Source organism: Demequina capsici (assembly GCF_032102965.1).
Taxonomy (GTDB): Bacteria; Actinomycetota; Actinomycetes; order Actinomycetales; family Demequinaceae; genus Demequina; species Demequina capsici.
In genome coordinates this window covers 1,643,220-1,666,526 of sequence record NZ_CP134880.1, presented here as the reverse complement: position 1 = coordinate 1,666,526, position 23,307 = coordinate 1,643,220, and the positions used below count along the sequence as shown (strand labels likewise).

Sequence of the window (23,307 nt, the reverse complement as noted above, 5' to 3'; positions counted from 1 at the left end):
CCCGTCAAGCGCTCGTGAGGCGCCTCATTGAGACCGAGCGCATCGGCTCGCAGGGCGAGATCGCGCTGCGGCTCGAGGCCGAGGGCATCTCGGTGACGCAGGCGACCCTGTCCCGGGACCTGGCCGACATCGGCGCGGTGAAGGTCCGTGCCGCGTCGGGCGGTCACGTGTACGCCGTCGGCAACGAGGGCGATCCTGAGGAGACGACCGACGAACGTCTGACCCGCCTGTGCGGAGAGCTGCTGTTCAGCGCTGACGGCTCCGCCAACATCACGGTGCTGCGCACCCCATCGGGTGGCGCCCAGTACTTCGCATCCGCGATCGACAGTCACGACGACGCCGACATCGTCGGCACGGTCGCGGGCGACGACACCGTCCTCGTCATCTCCCGCGATCCCGACGGCGGGCTGCGGCTCGCTCAGAAGTTCCTGGACCGTGCCTCCGGCGTGGCCCCTCACTCAGACCTCTAGACACACCCCATCAGAATCACCACTCGTAGAAGGAAGAAGCTCATGACGGATCGGATCGTGCTGGCCTACTCAGGGGGCCTGGACACCTCGGTGGCCATCGGCTGGATCGCCGACGCCACCGGCGCCGAGGTCATCGCTGTGGCGGTGGACGTCGGCCAGGGCGGCGAGGACCTCGAGGTGATCCGCCAGCGCGCGCTGGACTGCGGGGCCGTCGAGGCCTACGTGGCGGATGCGCGTGACGAGTTCGCGAACGAGTACTGCATGCCCGCCCTCAAGGCGAACGCGCTGTACCACGACAAGTACCCGCTGGTCTCGGCACTGTCGCGGCCCGTGATCGTCAAGCACATCGCCAAGGCCGCCAAGGAGTTCGGTGCCGACACGATGGCCCACGGGTGCACGGGCAAGGGCAACGACCAGGTGCGTTTCGAGGTCGGCATCACCTCGATCGCGCCCGAGCTCAAGTGCATCGCGCCCGTGCGCGATCTCGCGCTCACCCGTGACAAGGCGATCGACTATGCCGAGCGTCACAACCTGCCGATCGCGACCACAAAGAAGAACCCTTTCTCGATCGACCAGAACGTGTGGGGCCGCGCCGTGGAGACCGGCTTCCTCGAGGACATCTGGAACGCGCCGACCAAGGACGTCTACGACTACACCGACGACCCGGCGTTCCCGCCGGTGCCCGACGAGGTGCTGATCACGTTCGACAAGGGCGTCCCCGTCGCGATCGACGGCGAGAAGGTGACGCCGCTGCAGGCGATCGAGATCATGAACCGTCGGGCCGGTGCGCACGGCATCGGCCGGATCGACATCGTCGAGGACCGCCTTGTCGGCATCAAGAGCCGTGAGATCTATGAGGCGCCCGGCGCGATCGCGCTCATCGAGGCGCACCGCGAACTGGAGAACGTCACCCTCGAGCGCGAGCAGGCGCGTTTCAAGCGTCGCATCTCCGACGAATGGACCGAGCTCGTCTACGACGGCATGTGGTCCTCGCCGCTGAAGCAGTCGCTCGACGCCTTCATCGAGGACACCCAGAGGTATGTGTCCGGCGAGATCCGCATTCAGCTGCACGGCGGCAAGGCCGTCGTGGATGGCCGCAGGTCGGAGACGGGTCTCTACGACTTCAACCTGGCCACGTACGACGAGGGCGACACGTTCGACCAGTCTGCCGCCCGCGGCTACATCGAGATCTACGGCCTCGCGGCGAAGCAGGCGGCTGCACGTCAGGCGCGGCTGGGCTACTAGCCCGACGCGCTCGAGCGGGTCGCCCGAGGTCGCTGTGGCGCGGATCCGGCTCGTCGTGGGCCGGTCAGCGTCGGTGCGTCGGCGTGGGTGACCCGTTCGGGTGTGTCAGTGTCGGTCTCCGCAGGTCGGTGTGTCCTGCGGGTGAGAGAGTGTCGGTAACGGGTCGCGCAGTGCGACCGGTGCAGGGGAGAGACGATGAGCAAGGCAGAGGGCACCAACGAAGGAGCGCTGTGGGGCGGACGCTTCGAGGGCGGGCCCGACGCGGCGCTCGCCGCGCTGAGCAAGTCCACGCACTTCGACTGGCGGTACGCGGACGACGACCTGCGTGGCTCGATCGCGCATGCGCACGCCCTCCACAAGGCGGGTCTGCTGACGGACGACGAGGTCGCCCGCATGGTCGAAGGGCTTCAGCAGGTGCGGGCGGACGTCGCCTCGGGCAAGTCGGTTGCGGCGGACTCCGATGAGGATGTGCACGGTGCGCTCGAGCGCCTCCTTATCGAGAGCGTCGGCCCAGAGCTTGGAGGCAAGATCCGTGCGGGACGATCCCGCAACGACCAGATCGCCACCCTGCCGCGCATGTATCTGCGTCGCCACGCTCGACTGCTGGCCTCCCAGCTGCTCGACACGGTCGATGCTCTCCTGGGCCAGGCCGATCGCCACCTGGATGCACCGATGCCTGGTCGCACGCACTTCCAGCATGCGCAGCCCGTGACCCTGGGGCACTCGCTCATGGCGCACGCCTGGCCGCTGCTGCGGGACGTCGAGCGCCTGACCGACTGGGACTCGCGCGCCGCGTGGTCGCCGTACGGCGCGGGCGCGCTCGCGGGCTCGACGCTCGGCCTCGACCCGCAGGGCGTCGCGGAGGAGCTCGGCTTCATGGGTCCTTGCGAGAACTCGATCGACGCGACCGCGTCGCGCGACGTCATCGCCGAGTTCGCGTGGGTGACCGCGATGATCGGTGTGGACCTGTCGCGCATCTCGGAGGAGATCATCGCGTGGGCGACCGTCGAGTTCGGCTTCGTGAAGCTCGACGACTCGTACTCGACCGGGTCCAGCATCATGCCGCAGAAGAAGAACCCGGACATCGCTGAGCTGGCGCGTGGAAAGGCCGGTCGCCTCATCGGTGATCTCACGGGTCTGCTCGCCACTCTCAAGGGCCTGCCGCTCGCGTACAACCGTGACATCCAGGAGGTCCACGAGCCGGTGTTCGACGCGGTCGACACCTTGGAGGTCGTCCTGCCGGCGTTCGCTGGAATGATCCGCACGCTCACCTTCCAGACCGATCGTCTGGCCGAGCTCGCGCCCGCGGGTTTCTCGCTCGCGACCGACATCGCCGAGTGGATGGTGAAGCGGGGGGTGCCGTTCCGCGAGGCGCACGAGGTGGCGGGTGCGTGCGTGCGCCTGTGTGAGAAGCGCGGCAAGGAGCTGCACGAGATGACGTCGGACGAGATGGCAGCCATCCACGAGGGCCTCACGCCTGAGGTGCTGACGGTGCTGACCGTCCAGGGCTCGCTCGCGGCGCGTGACAACGTCGGCGGCACCGCCCCGTCGCAGGTGGTGGAGCAGGGCAAGGCGGCGCGTGCCAGGGTGCGTCACTTCCGTCCCTGGGCGTCCTCGTCGTCCTGACGGACCGCGAGCGGAGGTCTCTAGTCGACCTCGACCTCGATCGCGCCTGTGACGTGCAGCAGCTCGGCATACGTGATGGCGAACAGGCTGGCGGGGATCCCCGCGGCAGCCCAGAGCTCGTCGTATTCGAGCAGCGCCACGTCCAGGTAGGTGCGGATCGGGCCGGGATGGCCCACGGGCGCTACTCCGCCGATGACCTGACCTGTGGCGGCGACCACCTGGTCCGCCGATGCGCGGCGCACCCTCGCTGCGCCGATGCGCTCGGCCAAGTGCCCGGTGTCGACCCTGTGCGCCCCGGAGGTGAGGACCAGGATCGGTTCGTCGTCGGCCATGAACAGCAGCGAGTTGGCGATCGCGCCCACGTCGCAGCCAAGATAGTCGGCCGCGGCGGCGGCTGTGGGAGTCGACTCGTCGATCTGTCTGACCGTCACGTCCACGCCGCCGGCATGCAGCGCGGCTTGAACCTGCTGGACCCTGGGGTGAAGCGCCTCGTTCATGGCCATAGCGACACCTTATGCTGTGCCACATGAGCCAGCTGTCGGTGCGCGATGTCGCTGCCAGGGTGCGCAAGGCACCGGCGCGGTGCGGCCACACGCGCGTGGTCCTCGTCGACGGTCCCGCGGGGTCCGGCAAGACGACGCTGGGCGAGCGGCTTGGTGCTGAGCTTGGCGCGCAGGTGGTCCATGGCGACGACATCTACGAGGGCTGGGATGGTCTCGCCACCATGTGGCCGATCCTTGGTCACGGGATCCTCGAGCCGCTTTCTCGCGGCGAGCACGGCGCGTTCGGGCGCTGGGACTGGTATGACGGCCGACGAGTGGAGACGATCCCCGTTCCCATGGCCGACTCGCTGGTGATCGAGGGCGTCGGGGTCGCGCAGCGGGCGGCGCGTGTCTTCGCTTCGATGATCCTTTTCGTCGAGGCGCCCTTCGAGGTAAGGCTTGCTCGGGGCATCGCTCGTGACGGAGAGGCGATGCGCGCCGAGTGGGAGCGGTGGCAGCCTCGCGAGAGCGTCTTCCTCGCCGACGAGGGTGTGAGAGGTGCGGCAGACATCGTCGTCGACGGCACGTCACCCTACCTGGATTAGCGCTGAAACCGCGCCGTAACGCGTCGCATGCCACGATGGCACGGTGACGCTTCTCGACGCAGCCCGCGACCGCCTGGACGCGATGATCGCGGACGCGAGGACGCTGATCGCATGCGAGTCCCCGTCGGAGGACCCTGCCGCTGTCGAGCGCAGCGCCGACGTGACGGCGGCGGTCGTGGATGCCCGCCTTGCGCAGGCCGGTCTCGCCGTGCCGGTCGAACGGATCGTGGTGGACGGCGCGCCACATCTTCGTTGGACGTTCGGCGGGGGAGCGCGTCGCGTGCTGCTCGTGTGCCACCACGACACGGTCTGGCCCCTCGGGACCCTGCAGCGGATCCCGTTCTCCCTGGCGGACGGGGTGATGCGGGGCCCGGGATGCTACGACATGGTCGTGGGCACGGTGCAGGCGCTCCACGCGGTGTGCGCGCTTGCGTCGGCGGGCGGAGCAGCCGCAGTGGACGGGGTCACGCTCCTCGTGACGGCCGATGAGGAGGTCGGCTCGCCATCGTCGAGAGCCCTGATCGAGTCCGAGGCGCGCAAGCATGGTGCGGCGCTCGTGCTCGAGGCGTCCGGTCCCGGAGGGGCGGTGAAGACCGAGCGCAAGGGCGTCTCCTGGTACGAGCTCGAGGTGATGGGGCGTGCAGCGCATTCCGGTCTCGAGCCGGAGCGTGGGGTCAACGCGGGCGTGGAGCTCGCGCATCAGATTCTCGCGCTCGCGTCGCTTGCGGACGTCGATGCCGGCACGACGGTCACGCCGACGCGAGGCGCGATCGGGACGACAGGCAACACTGTTCCCGCGAGCGCCAGGGTCAGCATCGACGTGAGGTGCAGGACTGCGGCGGAGCAGGATCGGGTCGACGCTGCGTTGCACGCGCTGCGGCCGGTGGTCGCGGGCGCACGGCTCGTGGTCCACGGCGGCGTGAACCGTCGTCCGCTGGAGAGGTCATCCGCGTCGTCGCTCTTCGAGCGGGCGAGCGCGCTCGCCGCGGAGGCGGGCATCGAAGCCCTCGATCAGGTCGCGGTGGGCGGAGCCTCCGATGGCAACTTCACGGCAGGGGTGGGCACGCCGACGCTCGATGGGCTCGGCGCGGTGGGGGGTGGGGCCCATGCGGACGATGAGCACGTGCTGGTGGAGCACATCCCGTCGCGGACCGCGCTGGTCGCCTTGCTGATACGTGACCTGGTGCGGGAGGGAACACGATGAGCACGGTGGATCCGAGCGCCATCGCATCGGCCTGGCGCGATGTTCAGGAGGCTTCCGAGCGTGCGCGCGTGGTGGTCAGGACGCTGCGCCCGGAGGAGTGCCCGGCCGCAGCCGAGGTGCTGCGTGGGATCTGGGGCTCGGGGGTGATCGAGGCGCCTCTGCTCGTCGCGCTGGGGCACGCCGGCAGCTACGTGGCGGGGGCCTTCGACGGCGACGTCCTGGTCGGCGTCTGTGTGGGATTCCTGTCGCAGCCCGTCGGCGAGGCTCTGCATTCGCACGTGGCAGGAGTCTCCGCTGGTGCTGAGGCGCGAGGCATCGGCACCGCGATGAAGCTGCATCAGCGGGCCTGGTGTCTCGACCGTGGCCTGACCGAGATGACCTGGACGTACGACCCGCTCGTTGCGCGCAACGCCGCGTTCAACATGCGTCGCCTCGGTGCGAGCCTCGCGGACTACCTGGTGGACTTCTACGGTCCGATGTCCGACGGCGTCAACGCGGGTCAGGGCAGCGACAGGATCCTCGTGAGCTGGCGGCTCGATGCGCCCCTGCCGTCGAAAGTCCCACCGGCACGCGCCGAGCCTGCGACCGAGGCCGACGCTGGAAGCACGGTGCCGGAGGTGCTGTCGGTCGGTCCCGACGATCTCCCCGTGATCTCGCCCATGCCTGCGCGCGCCTCCGTCGTGATGGCTGCATTGCCGCCCGACATCGAGGACGTGCGGCGTCGCGACCCGGACACGGGCGCGTTATGGAGGGTCGCGCTCCAGGACACGCTCGTCCCGCTCCTTGACGACGGGTGGCGGCTCGCAGGCGTCACGCGTGAGGGCCGCTACCGGTTGGAGAAGCCATGAGGATCAATCACGTCGCGCTTCGTACGCTTGACCTGCCGCTGGTGGCGCCGTTCACCACGTCCTTCTCGACCCAGACGCATCGGAGCGTGCTGGTGCTCGAGGTCCACGCGACGGTCGACGGTGTCGACGTCGTCGGCTGGGGCGAGTGCGGTGCTCTGAGCGAGCCGGTGTACTCCGAGGAGTATCTCGCAGGCGTCATCGACGTGACCACCACATACTTGCTGCCCATGCTGTTCGAGGCGCAGCGACGGGCACCGTTGACCGCCGAGTCGGTCAGCGTGCACCTGGAGCGGATCGTCGGCCATCGCATGGCCAAGGCGGCGGTCGAGATGGCAGTCCTGGACGCGCAGCTTCGGGCAGCGGGCATCTCGTTCGCCGACTACCTCGGTGTCACGAAGGATCGGGTGCCGTCTGGTGTCTCGGTCGGCATCCAGGGGTCGGTCCCGCAGCTGCTCGACGTTGTCCAGGGCTACGTCGACGCGGGGTACGTCCGCATCAAGCTCAAGATCAAGCCGGGCTGGGACATCGCCCCCGTCCGCGCGGTGCGCGAGGCGTACCCGGAGATCCCGCTCCAGGTCGACGCGAACGCCGCCTACACACTGGTGGACGCCAACCGTCTGGCCAAGCTGGACGAGTTCGACCTCCTGCTTATCGAGCAGCCGCTCGCGGAGGACGACATGCGTCAGCACGCGGAGCTCGCGAAGCGCATGCGCACGCCGGTGTGCCTCGACGAGTCCGTCGTGTCCGCTACGAAGGCCGCAGATGCGATCGCCATGGGCGCAGCGCAGATCATCAACATCAAGCCGTCCAGGGTGGGCGGGTACCTGGAGGCACGGCGGATCCACGACATCGCCAGCGCGCATGGCGTCGCCGTGTGGTGCGGCGGGATGTTGGAGACGGGGATCGGACGGGCGGCGAACGCCGCGCTCGCGGGCATGCCTGGCTTCACGCTTCCCGGAGACATCTCCGCCTCGGACCGCTTCTATGCGGAGGACATCACCGAGCCGTTCGTGCTCCAGGACGGCCATCTTGCGATCCCTCGTGATCCGGGTCTTGCAAGGGTGCCGATCCTCGATCGGCTCGAGGCCGCGACGGTGGACGTGGTGCGCGTCGATGCGTGAATGCGCAGCACGCCGAACGTGCCGCGGCAGGCGTGCTGGCACAATGGGCCCATCATGACTGAGCACATCCTCGACGAGCTCGCGTGGCGCGGGCTGATCTCCCAGACGACCGGCGAGGAGGAGCTGCGCGCTCACCTCGATGAGGGGCCCATCACCCTGTACTGCGGCTTCGACCCGACGGCGCCGAGCCTTCATATCGGGAACCTGGTGCAGATCCTCACGGTCCGACGTTTTCAGATGGCGGGCCACAAGCCGCTCGCCCTCGTGGGTGGTGCCACGGGGCTCATCGGCGACCCGAAGATGGCCGGTGAGCGAACCCTGAACCCGGTGGAGACCGTCCATCAATGGGTGGAGCGCATTCGCGGTCAGATCGAGCCGTTCCTGAGCTTCGAGGGCGACAACGCCGCGCGGATGGTCAACAACTACGACTGGACCAAGGACATGACGGCGATCGAGCTGCTGCGCGATGTCGGCAAGTACTTCCGCCTCGGCACCATGATCTCCAAGGACACCGTCGCGCGACGGCTCCACTCAGACGAGGGCATCTCGTACACGGAGTTCAGCTATCAGCTGCTGCAGGGCATGGACTTCCTCGAGCAGTTCCGTCGGTACGGCTGCACTCTGCAGACGGGTGGATCCGATCAGTGGGGCAACCTGACCTCGGGCACGGAGCTGATCCGCAAGGCGGAGGGAAGGACGGCGCATGCGCTGTCGACCCCGCTCATCACCAAGGCCGACGGCACCAAGTTCGGCAAGACCGAGTCCGGCACGGTCTGGCTCGACCCGGAGATGACGAGCCCGTACGCGTTCTACCAGTTCTGGCTGAACCAGTCCGACGCCGACGTTGTCGGGTATCTGAAGGTCTTCACCTTCCTTTCGCGTGAGCAGATCGGCGAGCTCGAACGCAGGGTCGAGCATGAGCCGTTCAAGCGGGAGGCTCAGCGCACGCTTGCATGGGAGGTCACGACACTGGTGCATGGCGCGGCGGCCGCGCAAGGAGCGGTCGATGCGTCGCAGGCCCTGTTCGGGCGTGGGGACCTCGATTCGCTGGATGCCGCGACGCTCGCGGGCTGCGCGAAGGAGCTCGGCGGCGTCGAGGGGCCGTCGGGCATCTCGGTGGCCGACGCGCTCGTCGAGACGAGCATCGTTTCGTCGAAGTCGGCGGCTCGCCGCGCGATCCAAGAGGGCGGCGCGTACGTCAACAACGTCAAGATCGATGACGCCGACGCTGTCCTCGCCACTGGCGACGCTCTTGCAGGCGGTTGGACGGTCCTACGACGCGGTAAGAAGACCGTGGGACTTTTCCGGCAGGTCTGACGAGCGCGTGTCACTTCAGTGCGACCATGTGGCCGTCTACCAGGTATGACGCCTGCGACACGCCCGGGCGTCACATGATTTGACTCTGGCGTTCACAAGCCCGTAATGTCTTCCCTGTTGCCGACGACGGGAACGAGATCCGGAGGACTGAAGAAGGCCACGGACTCCAACGCTCACCGCAGGACTGAAGAAGGCCGCGGGAGACGTCGAAGCAGCTCCTCGAACTGATCGAAGGTTGATCGCGCTCTGCGCCCAGCCAAGTGAAGAATGAGGGCCGGCTCCTGAATGGAAAATCGCCAGAACAGCGATTTGACATCACTCAGGAAATGGGTAAGATTGAAGGGTTGCCCCGAGCGAGGCCCGGTAGGGTTGAGTTGGGTGCGCGTCCGAACTTTGAGAACTCAACAGTGTGCCACATAGTCGATGCCAATTAACCTCTGGCGTCTGGTCTGACTGACGTTTGTTGGTTGGGTTGGATGTTGGATTCCTTTGGTAGACAACAATTTGTCAGTGACAATTGTTCGATGCTGGAGATTGAACGGACCTTCGGGTCTACTTCGTTTGTTTGTGATCCGCTCTTCGGGGTGGTTTGCTGATTGACATTTACGGAGAGTTTGATCCTGGCTCAGGACGAACGCTGGCGGCGTGCTTAACACATGCAAGTCGAACGGTGACGGAGGGGCTTGCTCCTTCTGATCAGTGGCGAACGGGTGAGTAACACGTGAGTAACCTGCCCCAGACTCTGGGATAAGCCTTGGAAACGAGGTCTAATACCGGATACGCGACAGGACCGCATGGTCTCTGTTGGGAAAGTTTTTCGGTCTGGGATGGACTCGCGGCCTATCAGCTTGTTGGTGAGGTAATGGCTCACCAAGGCGACGACGGGTAGCCGGCCTGAGAGGGCGACCGGCCACACTGGAACTGAGACACGGTCCAGACTCCTACGGGAGGCAGCAGTGGGGAATATTGCACAATGGGCGCAAGCCTGATGCAGCGACGCCGCGTGGGGGATGAAGGCCTTCGGGTTGTAAACCCCTTTCAGCAGGGAAGAAGCGAAAGTGACGGTACCTGCAGAAGAAGCGCCGGCTAACTACGTGCCAGCAGCCGCGGTAATACGTAGGGCGCAAGCGTTGTCCGGAATTATTGGGCGTAAAGAGCTCGTAGGCGGTTCGTCGCGTCTGCTGTGAAAACCCGAGGCTCAACCTCGGGCCTGCAGTGGGTACGGGCGGACTAGAGTGTGGTAGGGGAGACTGGAATTCCTGGTGTAGCGGTGGAATGCGCAGATATCAGGAGGAACACCAATGGCGAAGGCAGGTCTCTGGGCCACAACTGACGCTGAGGAGCGAAAGCGTGGGGAGCGAACAGGATTAGATACCCTGGTAGTCCACGCCGTAAACGGTGGGCACTAGATGTGGGGCTCTTTCCATGAGTTCCGCGTCGCAGCTAACGCATTAAGTGCCCCGCCTGGGGAGTACGGCCGCAAGGCTAAAACTCAAAGGAATTGACGGGGGCCCGCACAAGCGGCGGAGCATGCGGATTAATTCGATGCAACGCGAAGAACCTTACCAAGGCTTGACATATACCTTCTATCCCCAGAGATGGGGAGTGCTTCGGCGGGGTATACAGGTGGTGCATGGTTGTCGTCAGCTCGTGTCGTGAGATGTTGGGTTAAGTCCCGCAACGAGCGCAACCCTCGTCCTATGTTGCCAGCACGTAATGGTGGGGACTCATAGGAGACTGCCGGGGTCAACTCGGAGGAAGGTGGGGATGACGTCAAATCATCATGCCCCTTATGTCTTGGGCTTCACGCATGCTACAATGGCCGGTACAAAGGGCTGCGATACCGTAAGGTGGAGCGAATCCCAAAAAGCCGGTCTCAGTTCGGATTGAGGTCTGCAACTCGACCTCATGAAGTTGGAGTCGCTAGTAATCGCAGATCAGCAACGCTGCGGTGAATACGTTCCCGGGCCTTGTACACACCGCCCGTCAAGTCACGAAAGTCGGTAACACCCGAAGCCGTCGGCCTAACCCCTTGTGGGAGGGAGACGTCTAAGGTGGGATTGGCGATTGGGACTAAGTCGTAACAAGGTAGCCGTACCGGAAGGTGCGGCTGGATCACCTCCTTTCTAAGGAGCATCTGGCAGCTTCGGGCTGTCCAGGACTCGTTTCGATCTCGTATGTAGGTCGGCGGGTGCTCATGGATGGAACATCGACGGAGGCGTTTGAGTAGCGGATGGTCAGTACGTTCCTTGTCTTCGGACGGGTTCTGGAACCTCCTGATGCACCGACGCGGTTGGCACACTGTTGGGTCCTGAAGGGTCGGGCCGCGTGAAGCGACAAGACTTTTCGGGCCATGGTCCTCCTCGTTGGAGGGGGCGTGGCTGGACGGACCGCCTGGATCCTGTGGAACCTGCTCGAGTCTTCTCGGGCCAGGCCTGGGGTTGTGAGGGTGGGACCGGCCGTAGCTTGAGAACTGCACAGTGGACGCGAGCATCTTTGTAATCTGTGGTCAAGTTTTTAAGAGCACATGGTGGATGCCTTGGCAGTAGGAGCCGAAGAAGGACGTTGTAGCCTGCGATAAGCCTCGGGGAGCTGGCAAACAAGCTTTGATCCGAGGATGTCCGAATGGGGAAACCCCGCTGGAGTCATGTCCAGTGACCCTCGCCTGAACACATAGGGCGAGTGGAGGGAACGTCGGGAAGTGAAACATCTCAGTACCGACAGGAAGAGATATTCCGTGAGTAGTGGCGAGCGAAAGCGGAACAGGCCAAACCAGGCACGTGTGATAGCCGGCAGGCGTTGCGTGTCTGGGGTTGTGGGACCTTTTGGATTGATCTGCCGATCAGTCAAGGAGTCAGAAATCCGCGTGATAGTCGAAGGGCATTGAAAGGCCCGGCATAGAGGGTGCGACCCCCGTAGACGAAATTTCGCGGACTCCTGAGAGTCATCCCAAGTAGCACGGGGCCCGAGAAATCCCGTGTGAATCAGCGCAGACCACTGCGTAAGCCTAAATACTACCTACTGACCGATAGCGAATCAGTACCGTGAGGGAAGGGTGAAAAGTACCCCGAGAGGGGAGTGAAATAGTACCTGAAACCGTGTGCTTACAATCCGTCGGAGCCTCCTTGGATGGGGTGACGGCGTGCCTTTTGAAGAATGAGCCTGCGAGTTAGTGCTCAGTGGCGAGGTTAACCCGTGTGGGGCAGCCGTAGCGAAAGCGAGTCCGAATAGGGCGTTTGAGTCGCTGGGTCTAGACCCGAAGCGAAGTGATCTATCCATGGCCAGGCTGAAGCGCGGGTAAGACCGCGTGGAGGGCCGAACCCACTTGGGTTGAAAACCGAGGGGATGAGCTGTGGATAGGGGTGAAAGGCCAATCAAACTTCGTGATAGCTGGTTCTCCCCGAAATGCATTTAGGTGCAGCGTTGCGTGTTTCTTGCCGGAGGTAGAGCTACTGGATGGCCGATGGGCCCTACCAGGTTACTGACGTCAGCCAAACTCCGAATGCCGGTAAGTGAGAGCGCAGCAGTGAGACTGCGGGGGATAAGCTTCGTAGTCGAGAGGGAAACAGCCCAGAACACCAACTAAGGCCCCTAAGCGTGTGCTAAGTGGGAAAGGATGTGGAGTTGCACAGACAACCAGGAGGTTGGCTTAGAAGCAGCCACCCTTGAAAGAGTGCGTAATAGCTCACTGGTCAAGTGATTCTGCGCCGACAATGTAGCGGGGCTCAAGTACACCGCCGAAGTTGTGTCATTCACACACTGCCTGGCCTTCGTGGTCCAAGCGTGTGGATGGGTAGGGGAGCGTCGTGTGGCGGGTGAAGCTGCGGGGTAACCCAGTGGTGGACGCCACACGAGTGAGAATGCAGGCATGAGTAGCGAAAGACGGGTGAGAAACCCGTCCGCCGAATGACCAAGGGTTCCAGGGCCAGGTTAATCCGCCCTGGGTAAGTCGGGACCTAAGGCGAGGCCGACAGGCGTAGTCGATGGACAACGGGTTGATATTCCCGTACCGGCGAAGAACCGCCCATGACGAGGCGGACGATGCTAAGTGCCCAAAGCCGGTGAACCCTTCGGGGGAATCTCGGTGGCGCGCACGAACCAGATCCGTAGTAGTCAAGCGTAATAACAGGGGTGACGCAGGAAGGTAGCCGAGCGTGGCGATGGTAGTCCACGTCTAAGGGTGTAGGGCGAGCTGTAGGCAAATCCGCAGCTCATGTGCCTGAGACCTGATGGTGACCGCATTAGCGGGAAATCGGTGATCCTATGCTGCCAAGAAAAACCTCGGCGCGAGGTTCTAGCCGCCCGTACCCCAAACCGACTCAGGTGGTCAGGTAGAGAATACTAAGGCGATCGAGAGAATCGTGGTGAAGGAACTCGGCAAAATACCCCCGTAACTTCGGGAGAAGGGGGGCCTGAGGCGTGAACCAACTTGCTTGGGGAAGCGTTTGAGGGCCGCAGAGACCAGGGAGAAGCGACTGTTTACTAAAAACACAGGTCCGTGCGAAGTCGCAAGACGATGTATACGGACTGACGCCTGCCCGGTGCTGGAAGGTTAAGAGGAGAGGTTAGCCGCAAGGCGAAGCTTTGAATTTAAGCCCCAGTAAACGGCGGTGGTAACTATAACCATCCTAAGGTAGCGAAATTCCTTGTCGGGTAAGTTCCGACCTGCACGAATGGCGTAACGACTTCTCCGCTGTCTCCACCGCGAACTCGGCGAAATTGCACTACGAGTAAAGATGCTCGTTACGCGCAGCAGGACGGAAAGACCCCGGGACCTTTACTATAGCTTGGTATTGGTATTCGGTGTGGTTTGTGTAGGATAGGTGGGAGACTTTGAAGCTCGGACGCCAGTTCGGGTGGAGTCATTGTTGAAATACCACTCTGATCACTCTGGATATCTAACTTCGGTCCGTAATCCGGATCAGGGACAGTGCCTGGTGGGTAGTTTAACTGGGGCGGTTGCCTCCCAAAGAGTAACGGAGGCGCCCAAAGGTTCCCTCAGCCTGGTTGGCAATCAGGTGTCGAGTGCAAGTGTACAAGGGAGCTTGACTGTGAGAGTGACAGCTCGAGCAGGGACGAAAGTCGGGACTAGTGACCCGCTGGTGGCATGTGGAAGCGCCAGCGCTCAACGGATAAAAGGTACCCCGGGGATAACAGGCTGATCCTGCCCAAGAGTCCATATCGACGGCATGGTTTGGCACCTCGATGTCGGCTCGTCGCATCCTGGGGCTGGAGTTGGTCCCAAGGGTTGGGCTGTTCGCCCATTAAAGCGGTACGCGAGCTGGGTTTAGAACGTCGTGAGACAGTTCGGTCCCTATCCGCTGCGCGCGCAGGAAACTTGAGAAAGGCTGCCCCTAGTACGAGAGGACCGGGGTGGACCAACCTCTGGTGTGCCAGTTGTTCCGCCAGGAGCACGGCTGGTTGGCTACGTTGGGAAGGGATAACCGCTGAAAGCATCTAAGCGGGAAGCCTGTTTCAAGATGAGGTTTCCATGGGCTTTGCCCGAGAGGCCCCCAGCAGACCACTGGGTTGATAGGCCGGATGTGGAAGAGAGGACTAACGACTCTTGAAGCTGACCGGTACTAATAGGCCGATAACTTGACTTACATCAAAGTTTGCAAAAGCATTGCTACGCGTCCACTGTGCGGTTCCCGAGATACGGACGGGAAACCGTTGACATCTCCATAGAGTTTCCGCAGCCATAGCGAGAGGGAAACGCCCGGTCCCATTCCGAACCCGGAAGCTAAGCCTCTCAGCGCCGATGGTACTGCACTCGCTAGGGTGTGGGAGAGTAGGACGCTGCGGGACAACACTTCACCGAAGGGCCGCCCACACAGGGCGGCCCTTCGGCATTTCACCCAGAATAGATCTACCTGCACAGAGAGAGCGGAGCAACATGTCCGACGAGGATCAGCCGAAGCGCCAAGCGTCTGGCGGTGACAGCGACCGTTCGCGGCCTCGTAACGCGAACTCTCGAGGTGGATACCGTTCGGGTCCGACTCGTGACAGCCGTTCGAGCGAAAGCTCGGGACGCTCTGGCGGTCCTCGTCGTGAGGGCGGCTACGGAGATCGCTCTGGTGCGCCGCGTCGTGATGGTGAGCAGCGTGGCTATGGTGGCGATCGTTCTGGCGGTCCTCGTCGTGAGGGCGGCTACGGCGGCGACCGCTCTGGTGGTCCTCGTCGCGAGGGCGGCTACGGTGGCGACCGCTCCGGTGGCCCGCGTCGTGACGGGGGTGACCGGTCCGGTGGCTACGGTGATCGCTCTGGCGGCCCGCGTCGTGATGGTGAGCAGCGTGGCTATGGTGGCGATCGCTCTGGCGGTCCGCGTCGCGAGGGCGGCTACGGTCCGCGTCGTGACGGGGGTGACCGGTCCGGTGGCTACGGTGATCGCTCTGGCGGCCCGCGTCGTGATGGTGAGCAGCGTGGCTATGGTGGCGATCGCTCTGGCGGTCTGCGTCGCGAGGGCGGCTACGGTGGCGACCGCTCCGGTGGCCCGCGTCGTGACGGGGGTGACCGGTCCGGTGGCTACGGTGATCGCTCTGGCGGTCCGCGTCGTGATGGTGAGCAGCGTGGCTATGGTGGCGATCGCTCTGGCGGTCCGCGTCGCGAGGGTGGCTACGGTCCGCGTCGTGACGGGGGTGACCGGTCCGGTGGCTACGGTGATCGCTCTGGCGGTCCGCGTCGTGATGGTGAGCAGCGTGGCTATGGTGGCGATCGCTCCGGTGGGCCGCGTCGCGAGGGCGGCTACGGCGGTGACCGCGCAGCGGGCAGTCGGGCCGGCCGCGGCTTGAGCGGACCTTCGCAGGACCGGGATCGCGGCTCGCGACCCGGCCAGGAAGAGCGCGCCGCACGCCCTCGCCTCGAGGTGCCGGAGATTCCCGACGAGGTTACGATCGGGCAGCTTGACCGTGACGTGCGTGAGCGGCTTCGCACCCTGAGCAAGGACAACGCCGAGGATGTCGGCCGCCACCTGGTGATGGCCGGACGCCTCCTCGACTTCGACCCGGAGACCGCATACAAGCACGCTCAGATTGCAGCGCAGCGAGCCGGACGCGTAGACGTGGTCCGAGAAGCCGCAGCGCTGACGGCCTACGCGACGGGTCGCTATGCGGAGGCACTTCGGGAGCTTCGCACGGTGCGTCGGTTGAATGGATCGAACGAGCACCTGCCTCTGATGGCCGACTGTGAGCGAGGTCTTGGGCGCCCCGAGCGCGCGCTCGATGTCGCACGTGAGGACGGTGCGAAGGCTCTCACCCCGGAAGCGAAGGTCGAGCTCGAGATCGTCGTCGCCGGTGCTCGGATGGACCTCGGCGAGGGCGAGGCCGCTCTCGTGCACCTCGGCCGGCTTACTCCAGTCGACGAGGCTCAGCGGCTGCGGATCGTTGGCGCGCGTGCGGAGGTGCTGCGTTCGCTCGGACGTGCTGAAGAGGCCGCTGCGCTAGAAGCCGAGATCCCTGAGGTTGAGGAGCCTACGGATCCATTCAGGGATGACGTGATCCTGTACGACACCGCAGAGCTCTGGGTTGACGACGACGTCGACGACGACCCGGAAGACGCATCCGAAGAGCGTGGCGACGCACTTGAGCAGGGTGTGCCCTGGCCGCACGATCTCGACGTCGAGGACGCACCTGCGGACGAGGACTCTGCGCCCTTGTCGGACGGCGGCGACGAGGAGGACAAGTGACGGACAGGCCGATGCTGCGGGGGACCACACGACCCCTTCAGGAGGTGCACGACGTCGCGCTCGTTGACCTCGATGGTGTCGCGTACCGCGGGCCTGAAGCTATTCCCAGCGCGCCGCCGGCGCTCGCTGCCGCACGCGCGGCCGGCATGCGAGTCGTCTTCGTGACGAACAACGCGAACCGGGCTCCGGAGACGGTCGCCGCGCACCTGACCGACTTGGGCATGCCGACCACCCGCGACGAGGTCATGACGGCAGCGCAGGCAGGCGCCGCTCTTCTCGCCACCCTGGTGCCGAGCGACGCCACCGTGCTGGTCGTCGGTGGTGACGGACTGAAGGCCGCGGTCGAGGAGCTCGGCTTTGCGACGGTGGAGAGCGCCGCAGATGCACCCGACGCAGTGATCCAGGGCTTCAACCCGGACATTCGGTGGCGTGATCTGGCTGAGGTGGCCTATGCCGTGCAGGGTGGTGCGTTGCACGTTGCAACGAACCTGGACCTGACGATCCCGAATGATCGAGGCATCGCCCCGGGCAACGGATCCTTGGTCCGTGCGGTGGCGGAGGCTACCGGCGCCATTCCTCCTGCAGCGGGCAAGCCCGAGCCGGCCATGTTCCACCTGGCGGCCGCGAAGGCCGAGGCTCACAACCCGGTGATGATCGGGGATCGGCTGGACACGGACCTGAAGGGCGCGCGCGCCGCTGGTTACGCGGGGCTGCTCGTGCTCACCGGAGTCGACGGCCCGCGCGAGGCCATCCTCGCGTCGCCGGACATGCGGCCGGCCTATATCACCGAGGACATGTCGGGACTCGCCGAGCCGCACCCCGCGCCGGTGGAGGCACACGGATGGTGGCTGGTCGGCGACGCCCGCGCCCGGGTGCGGGAAGGCCTGCTGTCCGTCGAGGGCGGCAGTCGCATCGATCGCGTGCGTGCCGCGTGTGCCGCGGCATGGTCCACGGTCGACGCGGGGGGCTTCCTCGACGTTGAGGCGCTCACCGATGACGGGGTAGCCTGACGACATGGCTGAGATCAACGAGCACCGCGAGCCTCTCGGAGAGGTCGACTATCCGGCGGAGGTGAAGAAGGCGCTGCGTTCGGTGACCGAGATGCCCTCGGATCTTCAGGAGCAGGCGGACTTCTTCGACAAGATCCAGGAGTCGCTCTCGGGCCGTCTTCGCGACGACTCCTGAGCTCGCGGTGCGGCTCGACCGCGCGCTGGCGGAGCGGGGTGTTGCACGGTCCCGTTCGCATGCGCAGGAGCTCATCCGCTCTGGTGCTGTCGCTGTGGACGGTGCGACGGTCACGCGGCCGTCGCACACCGTGTCTGCGGACACGGTGATCACCGTGAGCGCAGACGCTCGCTACGTGTCGCGCGCCGCGTTCAAGTTGGCCGGTGCACTCGAAGCGTGTGCGCCTCTCGGCCTGAATGTGGCCGGCATGACTGTTCTCGACGCAGGCGCCTCGACCGGAGGCTTCACGCAGACGCTGCTTGAACACGGCGTGGCGCATGTGCTGGCTGTGGACGTCGGCCATGGTCAGATGGCGGCTGCGATCGCCGCGGACCCGCGAGTCACGTCCCGCGAAGGGGTGAATGTGCGCGACCTGAGTGCCTCCGCTCCCGGCGCCGGCGTCGATCTTGTGGTCGCCGATCTCTCGTTCATCTCGCTTCGACTGGTGCTTCCCGCGCTTGCGGACTTCGCTCGCGAGGGCGCTCAGATGCTTCTGATGGTGAAGCCGCAGTTCGAGGTGGGGCGGGAGCGTCTTGGCGCGGGTGGGGTGGTGACGAGCCTCGCCGACAGGGCGGCCGCGGTGGCCGGCGTGCTGGCTGCTGCGCGTGCGCTCGGGCTCGTCGTGCGTCATGTCGCACGCAGCGGACTCCCTGGTCCGCACGGGAACGTGGAATTCTTCGTGTGGGTCGGTGGGCCATGGCAGGCTAGAAGCGACAGTGAGCAGGAGCCCGCGTGGCCAGTGCTCGACCAGGACGCGGAGAACGCCGCGATCCGTCGTGAGGTGCATGCCTCAGGGCAGCGGGAGGGAGAGTGATGGGCCGTCGGATCCTGATAGTCGCGAATCCGCACCGCGAGGACACGCTCGCCGCGGTCGAGGTGGCGCGGGCAGCGCTCGTGGACGCAGGGATCGACGCGTGCACAGATTTCGCCGCCGGGGTCGATGCGCCCATCGAGGCTGCGTTGGTGCTGGGCGGCGATGGGACCATGCTCCACGCCGCGCACCTGACGCGCGACGCGGGGATCCCTCTGCTCGGAGTCAACCTGGGTCATGTCGGTTTCCTCGCAGAGCTGGAGCGCGACGATGTGGCTCACGCTGCGCAGAGGCTCGCGTCGGGCGCCTATGAGATCGAGGAGCGCGGAACGGTAGACGTCAAGGTGATCGCCGCCTCCGGAGACGTCGAGGTCGGATGGGCCCTCAATGAGGCGACGATCGAGCGCGCGAATCCTCGGACGATGCTTGAGGTGGACCTGGCGGTCGACGGGCGGCCGCTGTCGAGCTTCGGATGCGACGGCATCGTCGTCGCGACTGCGACAGGATCGACCGCGCACGCGTTCTCGGGAGGCGGCCCGGTGCTCTGGCCGAATGTGGAGGGGTTGCTTCTGGTGCCGCTCGCGGCCCACGCACTGTTCGCTCGGCCGCTCGTGATCGGGCCCGGGTCGACGTTCACCATCGACGTGGTGCCGCATTCGGAGACGTCGGGCCACGTGGTTCTCGACGGCTCGCGCACCATCCCTTTACAGCCGGGCGGGCGGGTCGAGATGGCCTACAGCGCTGGACGTGTGCGGCTCGCGCGGCTATCCGACGCGCCGTTCACGGAGCGGCTCGTGCGCAAGTTCCACCTGCCCACCACAGGGTGGCGCGAGGACGGTCGAGTGCGTGCGCCGGGAGTAGCGGGGGAGGGCCACTAGGTGCTGCACGAGCTCTCCATCGAGAACCTGGGGGTCATCGAGGCCGCGCGTCTCGAGCTCGGCCCCGGGCTCACGGTCGTCTCAGGTGAGACAGGCGCGGGCAAGACCATGGTCCTCACCGGGCTGGGCCTCATCCTTGGCTCCAAGGCGGTGCCGGCGACGGTGAGAGTCGGTGCGGACTCCGCCCTCGCCGAGGCGGTGGTGGACGTCGAGCCGGGCTCCTCACAGGCTGATCGGCTAGAGGACGCGGGCGCAGTGCTCGATGACGACGGCACGGTCGTCGTGAGCCGGTCCGTCGGCGCGACCTCCAGGTCGAGGACGGTCATCGGCGGTCGCACGGTGCCGCAGGTGCTGCTCGCCGAGCTCGCGTCCGAATGGGTCACGGTGCACGGCCAGTCCGACCAGCAGCGCCTTCGGAGCACCGCCCGACAGCGGGCGCTCCTCGACGAATACGCAGGCGATTCCCACGCCACTGTGATCGCGGAGTTCTCGAGGGCGTGGAATGCCTGGCGCGAGGCTCGCGAGGAGCTGGAGCGCATGGAGTCGGGTGCGGATCGTGCGCGGATGGAAGCGGCCCGGATGCGAGACGACCTCGCAGCGATCGACGAGATCGACCCTCAGCCAGGCGAGGACGAGGCACTCGCCGCCGAGGCCGCGGTGCTGCAGAACTCCGAGGCGGTGCGCGCCGGCGTTCTCGGGGCTCACGAAGCGATCGACGGTGAGTCTGACCTGACGCTCGTGATCGCCGTCGACGGCGCGCGTCGCGCATTGGCGGAAGCGGCACGGCACGACCCTGCGCTCGTCGAGCTCGAGCAACGGCTCTCCGAGATCTCGTACACGGCTTCGGATGTCGCCTCCGAGCTGGCGTCATACCTGGACAGGATGGACTCGGACCCGGCGCGTCTGGACCTGGTGCTCACCCGGCGTTCCGCGCTCGCGGGTCTCATGCGACGCGTCGGCGCCGACTACGACGGGCTCTTGGACTACCGGATCCGAGCGGCCGAATCGGTGGCGCAGGACGATGAATGGGACGAGCGGCTCGAGCTGCGTCGCGAGACGGCGGCCCGCGCGGAGACGCTCGTGCGTGACGTCGCCGCGCGCGTCACGGCCGGCAGGATCGCCGCGGCCACGCGTCTCGCGACAGCGGTGCGCGCCGAGCTCGCGTCGCTTGCGATGCCCGACGCGCAGTTCGCCGTGTCGGTGGAGCCCGACGAGCTGCGTCACTCTGGCGCCGACGCGGTGATGATGACGCTCGCCGCGCATCCGGGCGCTCCCGCGCGGCCGGTGGCTGAGTCCGCGTCGGGCGGCGAGCTGTCGCGCGTCATGCTTGCGATCGAGGTGGCGCTCGCTCGAGGAGCGCTCCGGCCTGGGCACACGTTCGTGTTCGACGAGGTGGACGCCGGCGTCGGCGGAAAGGCCGCGCAGGCGGTCGGCAGGCGGCTCGCGGAGCTTGCGCGCACGCATCAGGTGCTCGTCGTGACCCATCTCGCTCAGGTCGCAGCATTCGCCGATACCCACATTGTCGTCGCGAAGTCCACGGATGGGTCGATCACTCGCTCGCAGGTCGTGTCCGTCGAAGGCGAGCAACGGGTGCAGGAGATCGCTCGTCTGCTGTCGGGCCGCGAGGAGTCGGAGACCGCACGCGCCCACGCGCTTGAGCTGTTGGAGGCCTCCATCGTGGCACCATGAGCCACATGAGCCCCAGCCGCCGCCGAGACACCGCCACCGCACTGGGGGAGATCACCGGAACGCTTCGCCTCGAGTCCAGCCCACGAGCGCTCCTCCGGCGTCTCCGCAAGGGGGACATCGCGGTGATCGACGTCATGGATCTCGACTCGCGCACCGCGGAGGAGCTCGCCGCGGTCGGACCCGCGGCTGTGGTGAATGCGCAGCGGACCGTCTCCGGAAGGTATCCCGCCGGTGGTGCGGCCGTGCTGGTAGGCGCGGGCATCAGGGTGGTGGACGACGCGACGAGCGCCGTGATGGCGCTCATGGATGGGACGCGAGCCACGATCTTCCCCGACGGTGTGATGCGTGCCGGGGATCGGGAGCTCGCCCGCGGCACGGTCCTCACCCCGGATACCGTCGGCGATGCGATGGCGGACGCCGAGGAGGGCCTCCATGTCCAGCTCGCCGCGTTCGCGGCCGACGCGGTGGACCGTATCGAGCATGAAGCGCCGATGCTGCTGGAGGCTCGGGGGATTCCCGACACCGGTGTGGATCTCGCGGGACGCCAAGTCGTGATCGTCGCCCCTGGCTTCCAGCACAGGAGCAGGCTGAAGGCGCTGCGACCGTACCTGCGCGAGCATCGGCCGGTGATCATCGCCGTCTCCGAGGCCGCGGACACGGTGATGGAGGGCGCGTACCCGGCGACCGTAATCCTGGGCGACGTCGAGTCCGTCTCGGAGCGAGCTCTCGCCCGTGCCGCGCACATCATGCTGCACGACCCCGCGGGCGGAGAGGCTGGTGCGAGCAGGCTCGATACCTTGGGTCTGGCACATTCCGAGGTCGAGTCGTCGCTTGGCAGCGCGGATGTCGCGATCCTTCTGGCTCGCTCCGGCGGCGCGGCCTCCATCGTGACCCTGGGGGTAGCAGGCGACCTGACGTCGCTGCTGGAGACCTCGGCGCATGACCATGCCGTGGGCGCCGCGGGCACCTTCCTGGCTCGGCTTCAGGCGGGCGATCGGATCGTCGATGCCGAGGCGCTGTCTGTGCTCTACCGGCACCGATATCCGTGGTGGGTGGTGATCGCACTGCTGATGTCGGCGTTGCTGGCGCTCGGCGTCGCTTTCTGGATCACGCCTGGCGGAGGGCCGTGGCTCGAGGACGCCTGGCACACCGTCGGCGGCTGGATCGGGGTGGGGCGATGACCTCGTTCCGATATCACGTCGTCTCGCTTGCCGCGGTGTTCCTCGCGCTCGCCGTCGGGATCCTGCTCGGTTCCGGTCCGCTCCGTTCCGCGTTGGAGCAGTCGTTGGGCGAGGACGTGAACACACTGCAGCAGCAGGTGGACGACGCGCAGGCGGCGGTCTCCGACGCTCAGGCGCAGGCGGTCGTGGGTACCGATTTCGCGAACGAGCTCCGACCCGCCTTGCTGGACGGTCGGCTCGCGGGCGTGAGCATCGCCCTGGTGTCGGTCTCGGCGCCAGCTGACAGCGAGGTCGAGGCAGTGCGGCAGGCCCTGGTCGATGCCGGCGCGACGGTGACAGCCGACGTGACCATCGAGGCCGCGTGGACCGATTCCTCGCAGAACACCTTCCGTGCGGCACTCGCCGAGCAGGTCGCGGGGCAGGTGACGGGTGTCGATTCAGCCGCCACCTCGTCGGACAGGATGCTTGCGCACGCGTTGGCGCAGGCGCTCGTGCCAGCGTCGGACCAGGCGTCAGCGCAGGGCGGGGTGCTGCTGGATCTCCTGAAGCAGGCCGACCTGGTGTCAGGGACCGTGACGGGCTCGGCGACCGCGATCGTCGTCGTCTCCGGGGCGGGTTCGGACAACGAGGATGCACGCGCCGCCGCCTCTGACTCCTTGGCGAACGTGGTGGGCGTGCTGTCGGGCTACGTGCAGGGAACCGTGGAGGCGCAGGGCGCGACCGCGACGGGCGATCTCGCCTCGGCGCTGCACAACACCCCTGATACTGCAGCGATCAGCACGGTCGTGGAGGCCGACACGGTCTATGGCCAGATCGCCACCTCCTTGGCGCTGGCGGAGCAGGTGACGGGTGGCTCCGGTCACTATGGCGCCGGCTCGGATGGGACCCTGCTGCCCCAGTCGATGCTCGCCGGAGGGTGACC

The 23,307-nt window shown here is 66.0% G+C and carries 18 protein-coding genes and 3 rRNA genes; 20 read left to right on the top strand and 1 reads right to left on the bottom strand.

All coding sequences use genetic code 11. From position 1 onward, the window contains the following. Positions 1-14 precede the first annotated feature (14 nt). The 3 genes from argR (at position 15) to argH (ending at position 3,341) form a co-directional block, all read left to right on the top strand. Positions 15-470: an arginine repressor gene (gene argR / locus RN607_RS08000; RefSeq protein ID WP_313541722.1), complete on the top strand. Its 456-nt coding sequence runs from the start codon at positions 15-17 to the stop codon at positions 468-470. A gap of 42 nt (positions 471-512) precedes the next feature. Further along, a complete protein-coding gene (locus RN607_RS07995; protein WP_313496039.1) occupies positions 513-1,715 on the top strand; it encodes an argininosuccinate synthase in 1,203 nt (400 codons plus the stop codon). Positions 1,716-1,910: 195 nt separating this feature from the next. Further along, positions 1,911-3,341, top strand: a complete 1,431-nt coding sequence (gene argH / locus RN607_RS07990; protein WP_313541719.1) for an argininosuccinate lyase — start codon at positions 1,911-1,913, stop codon at positions 3,339-3,341. Between the two features lie 20 nt (positions 3,342-3,361). Here the strand turns inward: argH and RN607_RS07985 are convergent, their stop codons facing one another. Further along, entirely contained in the window at positions 3,362-3,844 is a 483-nt protein-coding gene (locus RN607_RS07985) for a YbaK/EbsC family protein (protein ID WP_313541716.1), read from the bottom strand. A 23-nt stretch (positions 3,845-3,867) separates the two neighbouring features. On the opposite strand from RN607_RS07985, the gene RN607_RS07980 reads away from it, so the two are divergent. From RN607_RS07980 to RN607_RS07900, 17 genes are all read left to right on the top strand, one after another. Further along, on the top strand, positions 3,868-4,428 hold the full coding sequence (locus RN607_RS07980; protein ID WP_313541714.1) for a nucleoside/nucleotide kinase family protein: 561 nt from the start codon (positions 3,868-3,870) through the stop codon (positions 4,426-4,428). A 43-nt stretch (positions 4,429-4,471) separates the two neighbouring features. Further along, a complete protein-coding gene (locus RN607_RS07975; protein WP_313541712.1) occupies positions 4,472-5,632 on the top strand; it encodes a M20 family metallopeptidase in 1,161 nt (386 codons plus the stop codon). Further along, a complete protein-coding gene (locus RN607_RS07970; RefSeq protein ID WP_313541709.1) occupies positions 5,629-6,480 on the top strand; it encodes a hypothetical protein in 852 nt (283 codons plus the stop codon). The genes RN607_RS07975 and RN607_RS07970 overlap by 4 nt, the downstream gene beginning before the upstream one ends. Then, positions 6,477-7,601 carry an o-succinylbenzoate synthase gene (gene menC, locus RN607_RS07965; protein ID WP_313541706.1) on the top strand — a complete coding sequence of 375 codons (1,125 nt, stop codon included), beginning with the start codon at positions 6,477-6,479 and terminating at the stop codon, positions 7,599-7,601. The genes RN607_RS07970 and menC overlap by 4 nt, the downstream gene beginning before the upstream one ends. A 54-nt stretch (positions 7,602-7,655) precedes the next feature. Next, entirely contained in the window at positions 7,656-8,918 is a 1,263-nt protein-coding gene (tyrS, locus tag RN607_RS07960) for a tyrosine--tRNA ligase (RefSeq protein WP_313541704.1), read from the top strand. A gap of 602 nt (positions 8,919-9,520) precedes the next feature. Beyond that, positions 9,521-11,044 (top strand): 16S ribosomal RNA (locus RN607_RS07955). Positions 11,045-11,425: 381 nt separating this feature from the next. Continuing rightward, a 23S ribosomal RNA gene (locus tag RN607_RS07950) occupies positions 11,426-14,524 on the top strand. Positions 14,525-14,609: 85 nt separating this feature from the next. Further along, positions 14,610-14,726: ribosomal RNA gene (gene rrf / locus RN607_RS07945) — 5S ribosomal RNA — on the top strand. The 16S, 23S and 5S rRNA genes sit together here, the layout of an rRNA operon. Positions 14,727-14,920: 194 nt before the next feature. Beyond that, on the top strand, positions 14,921-15,709 hold the full coding sequence (locus RN607_RS07940) for a hypothetical protein (RefSeq protein ID WP_313541702.1): 789 nt from the start codon (positions 14,921-14,923) through the stop codon (positions 15,707-15,709). A 122-nt stretch (positions 15,710-15,831) separates the two neighbouring features. Beyond that, the gene (locus RN607_RS07935; RefSeq protein ID WP_313541699.1) at positions 15,832-16,602 is read left to right on the top strand and encodes a hypothetical protein; all 771 of its coding nucleotides are present in this window, start codon (positions 15,832-15,834) and stop codon (positions 16,600-16,602) included. After that, positions 16,599-17,612 carry an HAD-IIA family hydrolase gene (locus RN607_RS07930; RefSeq protein ID WP_313541696.1) on the top strand — a complete coding sequence of 338 codons (1,014 nt, stop codon included), beginning with the start codon at positions 16,599-16,601 and terminating at the stop codon, positions 17,610-17,612. The genes RN607_RS07935 and RN607_RS07930 overlap by 4 nt, the downstream gene beginning before the upstream one ends. 4 nt (positions 17,613-17,616) lie before the next feature. Next, positions 17,617-17,787 (top strand): hypothetical protein, encoded by a 171-nt coding sequence (locus tag RN607_RS07925; RefSeq protein ID WP_313496022.1) that lies wholly within the window; start codon positions 17,617-17,619, stop codon positions 17,785-17,787. 7 nt (positions 17,788-17,794) lie between these two features. Continuing rightward, entirely contained in the window at positions 17,795-18,640 is an 846-nt protein-coding gene (locus RN607_RS07920) for a TlyA family RNA methyltransferase (protein WP_313541693.1), read from the top strand. Further along, positions 18,640-19,515, top strand: a complete 876-nt coding sequence (locus RN607_RS07915) for an NAD kinase (protein ID WP_313541690.1) — start codon at positions 18,640-18,642, stop codon at positions 19,513-19,515. The genes RN607_RS07920 and RN607_RS07915 overlap by 1 nt, the downstream gene beginning before the upstream one ends. Further along, positions 19,516-21,204 carry a DNA repair protein RecN gene (gene recN / locus RN607_RS07910; protein ID WP_313541687.1) on the top strand — a complete coding sequence of 563 codons (1,689 nt, stop codon included), beginning with the start codon at positions 19,516-19,518 and terminating at the stop codon, positions 21,202-21,204. A 5-nt stretch (positions 21,205-21,209) separates the two neighbouring features. Continuing rightward, positions 21,210-22,385 carry a putative cytokinetic ring protein SteA gene (gene steA / locus RN607_RS07905; protein WP_313541684.1) on the top strand — a complete coding sequence of 392 codons (1,176 nt, stop codon included), beginning with the start codon at positions 21,210-21,212 and terminating at the stop codon, positions 22,383-22,385. Further along, positions 22,382-23,305, top strand: coding sequence for a copper transporter (locus RN607_RS07900; RefSeq protein WP_313541681.1), 924 nt, complete (start codon positions 22,382-22,384; stop codon positions 23,303-23,305). Before steA ends, RN607_RS07900 begins: the two co-directional genes overlap by 4 nt. Positions 23,306-23,307 lie beyond the last annotated feature (2 nt).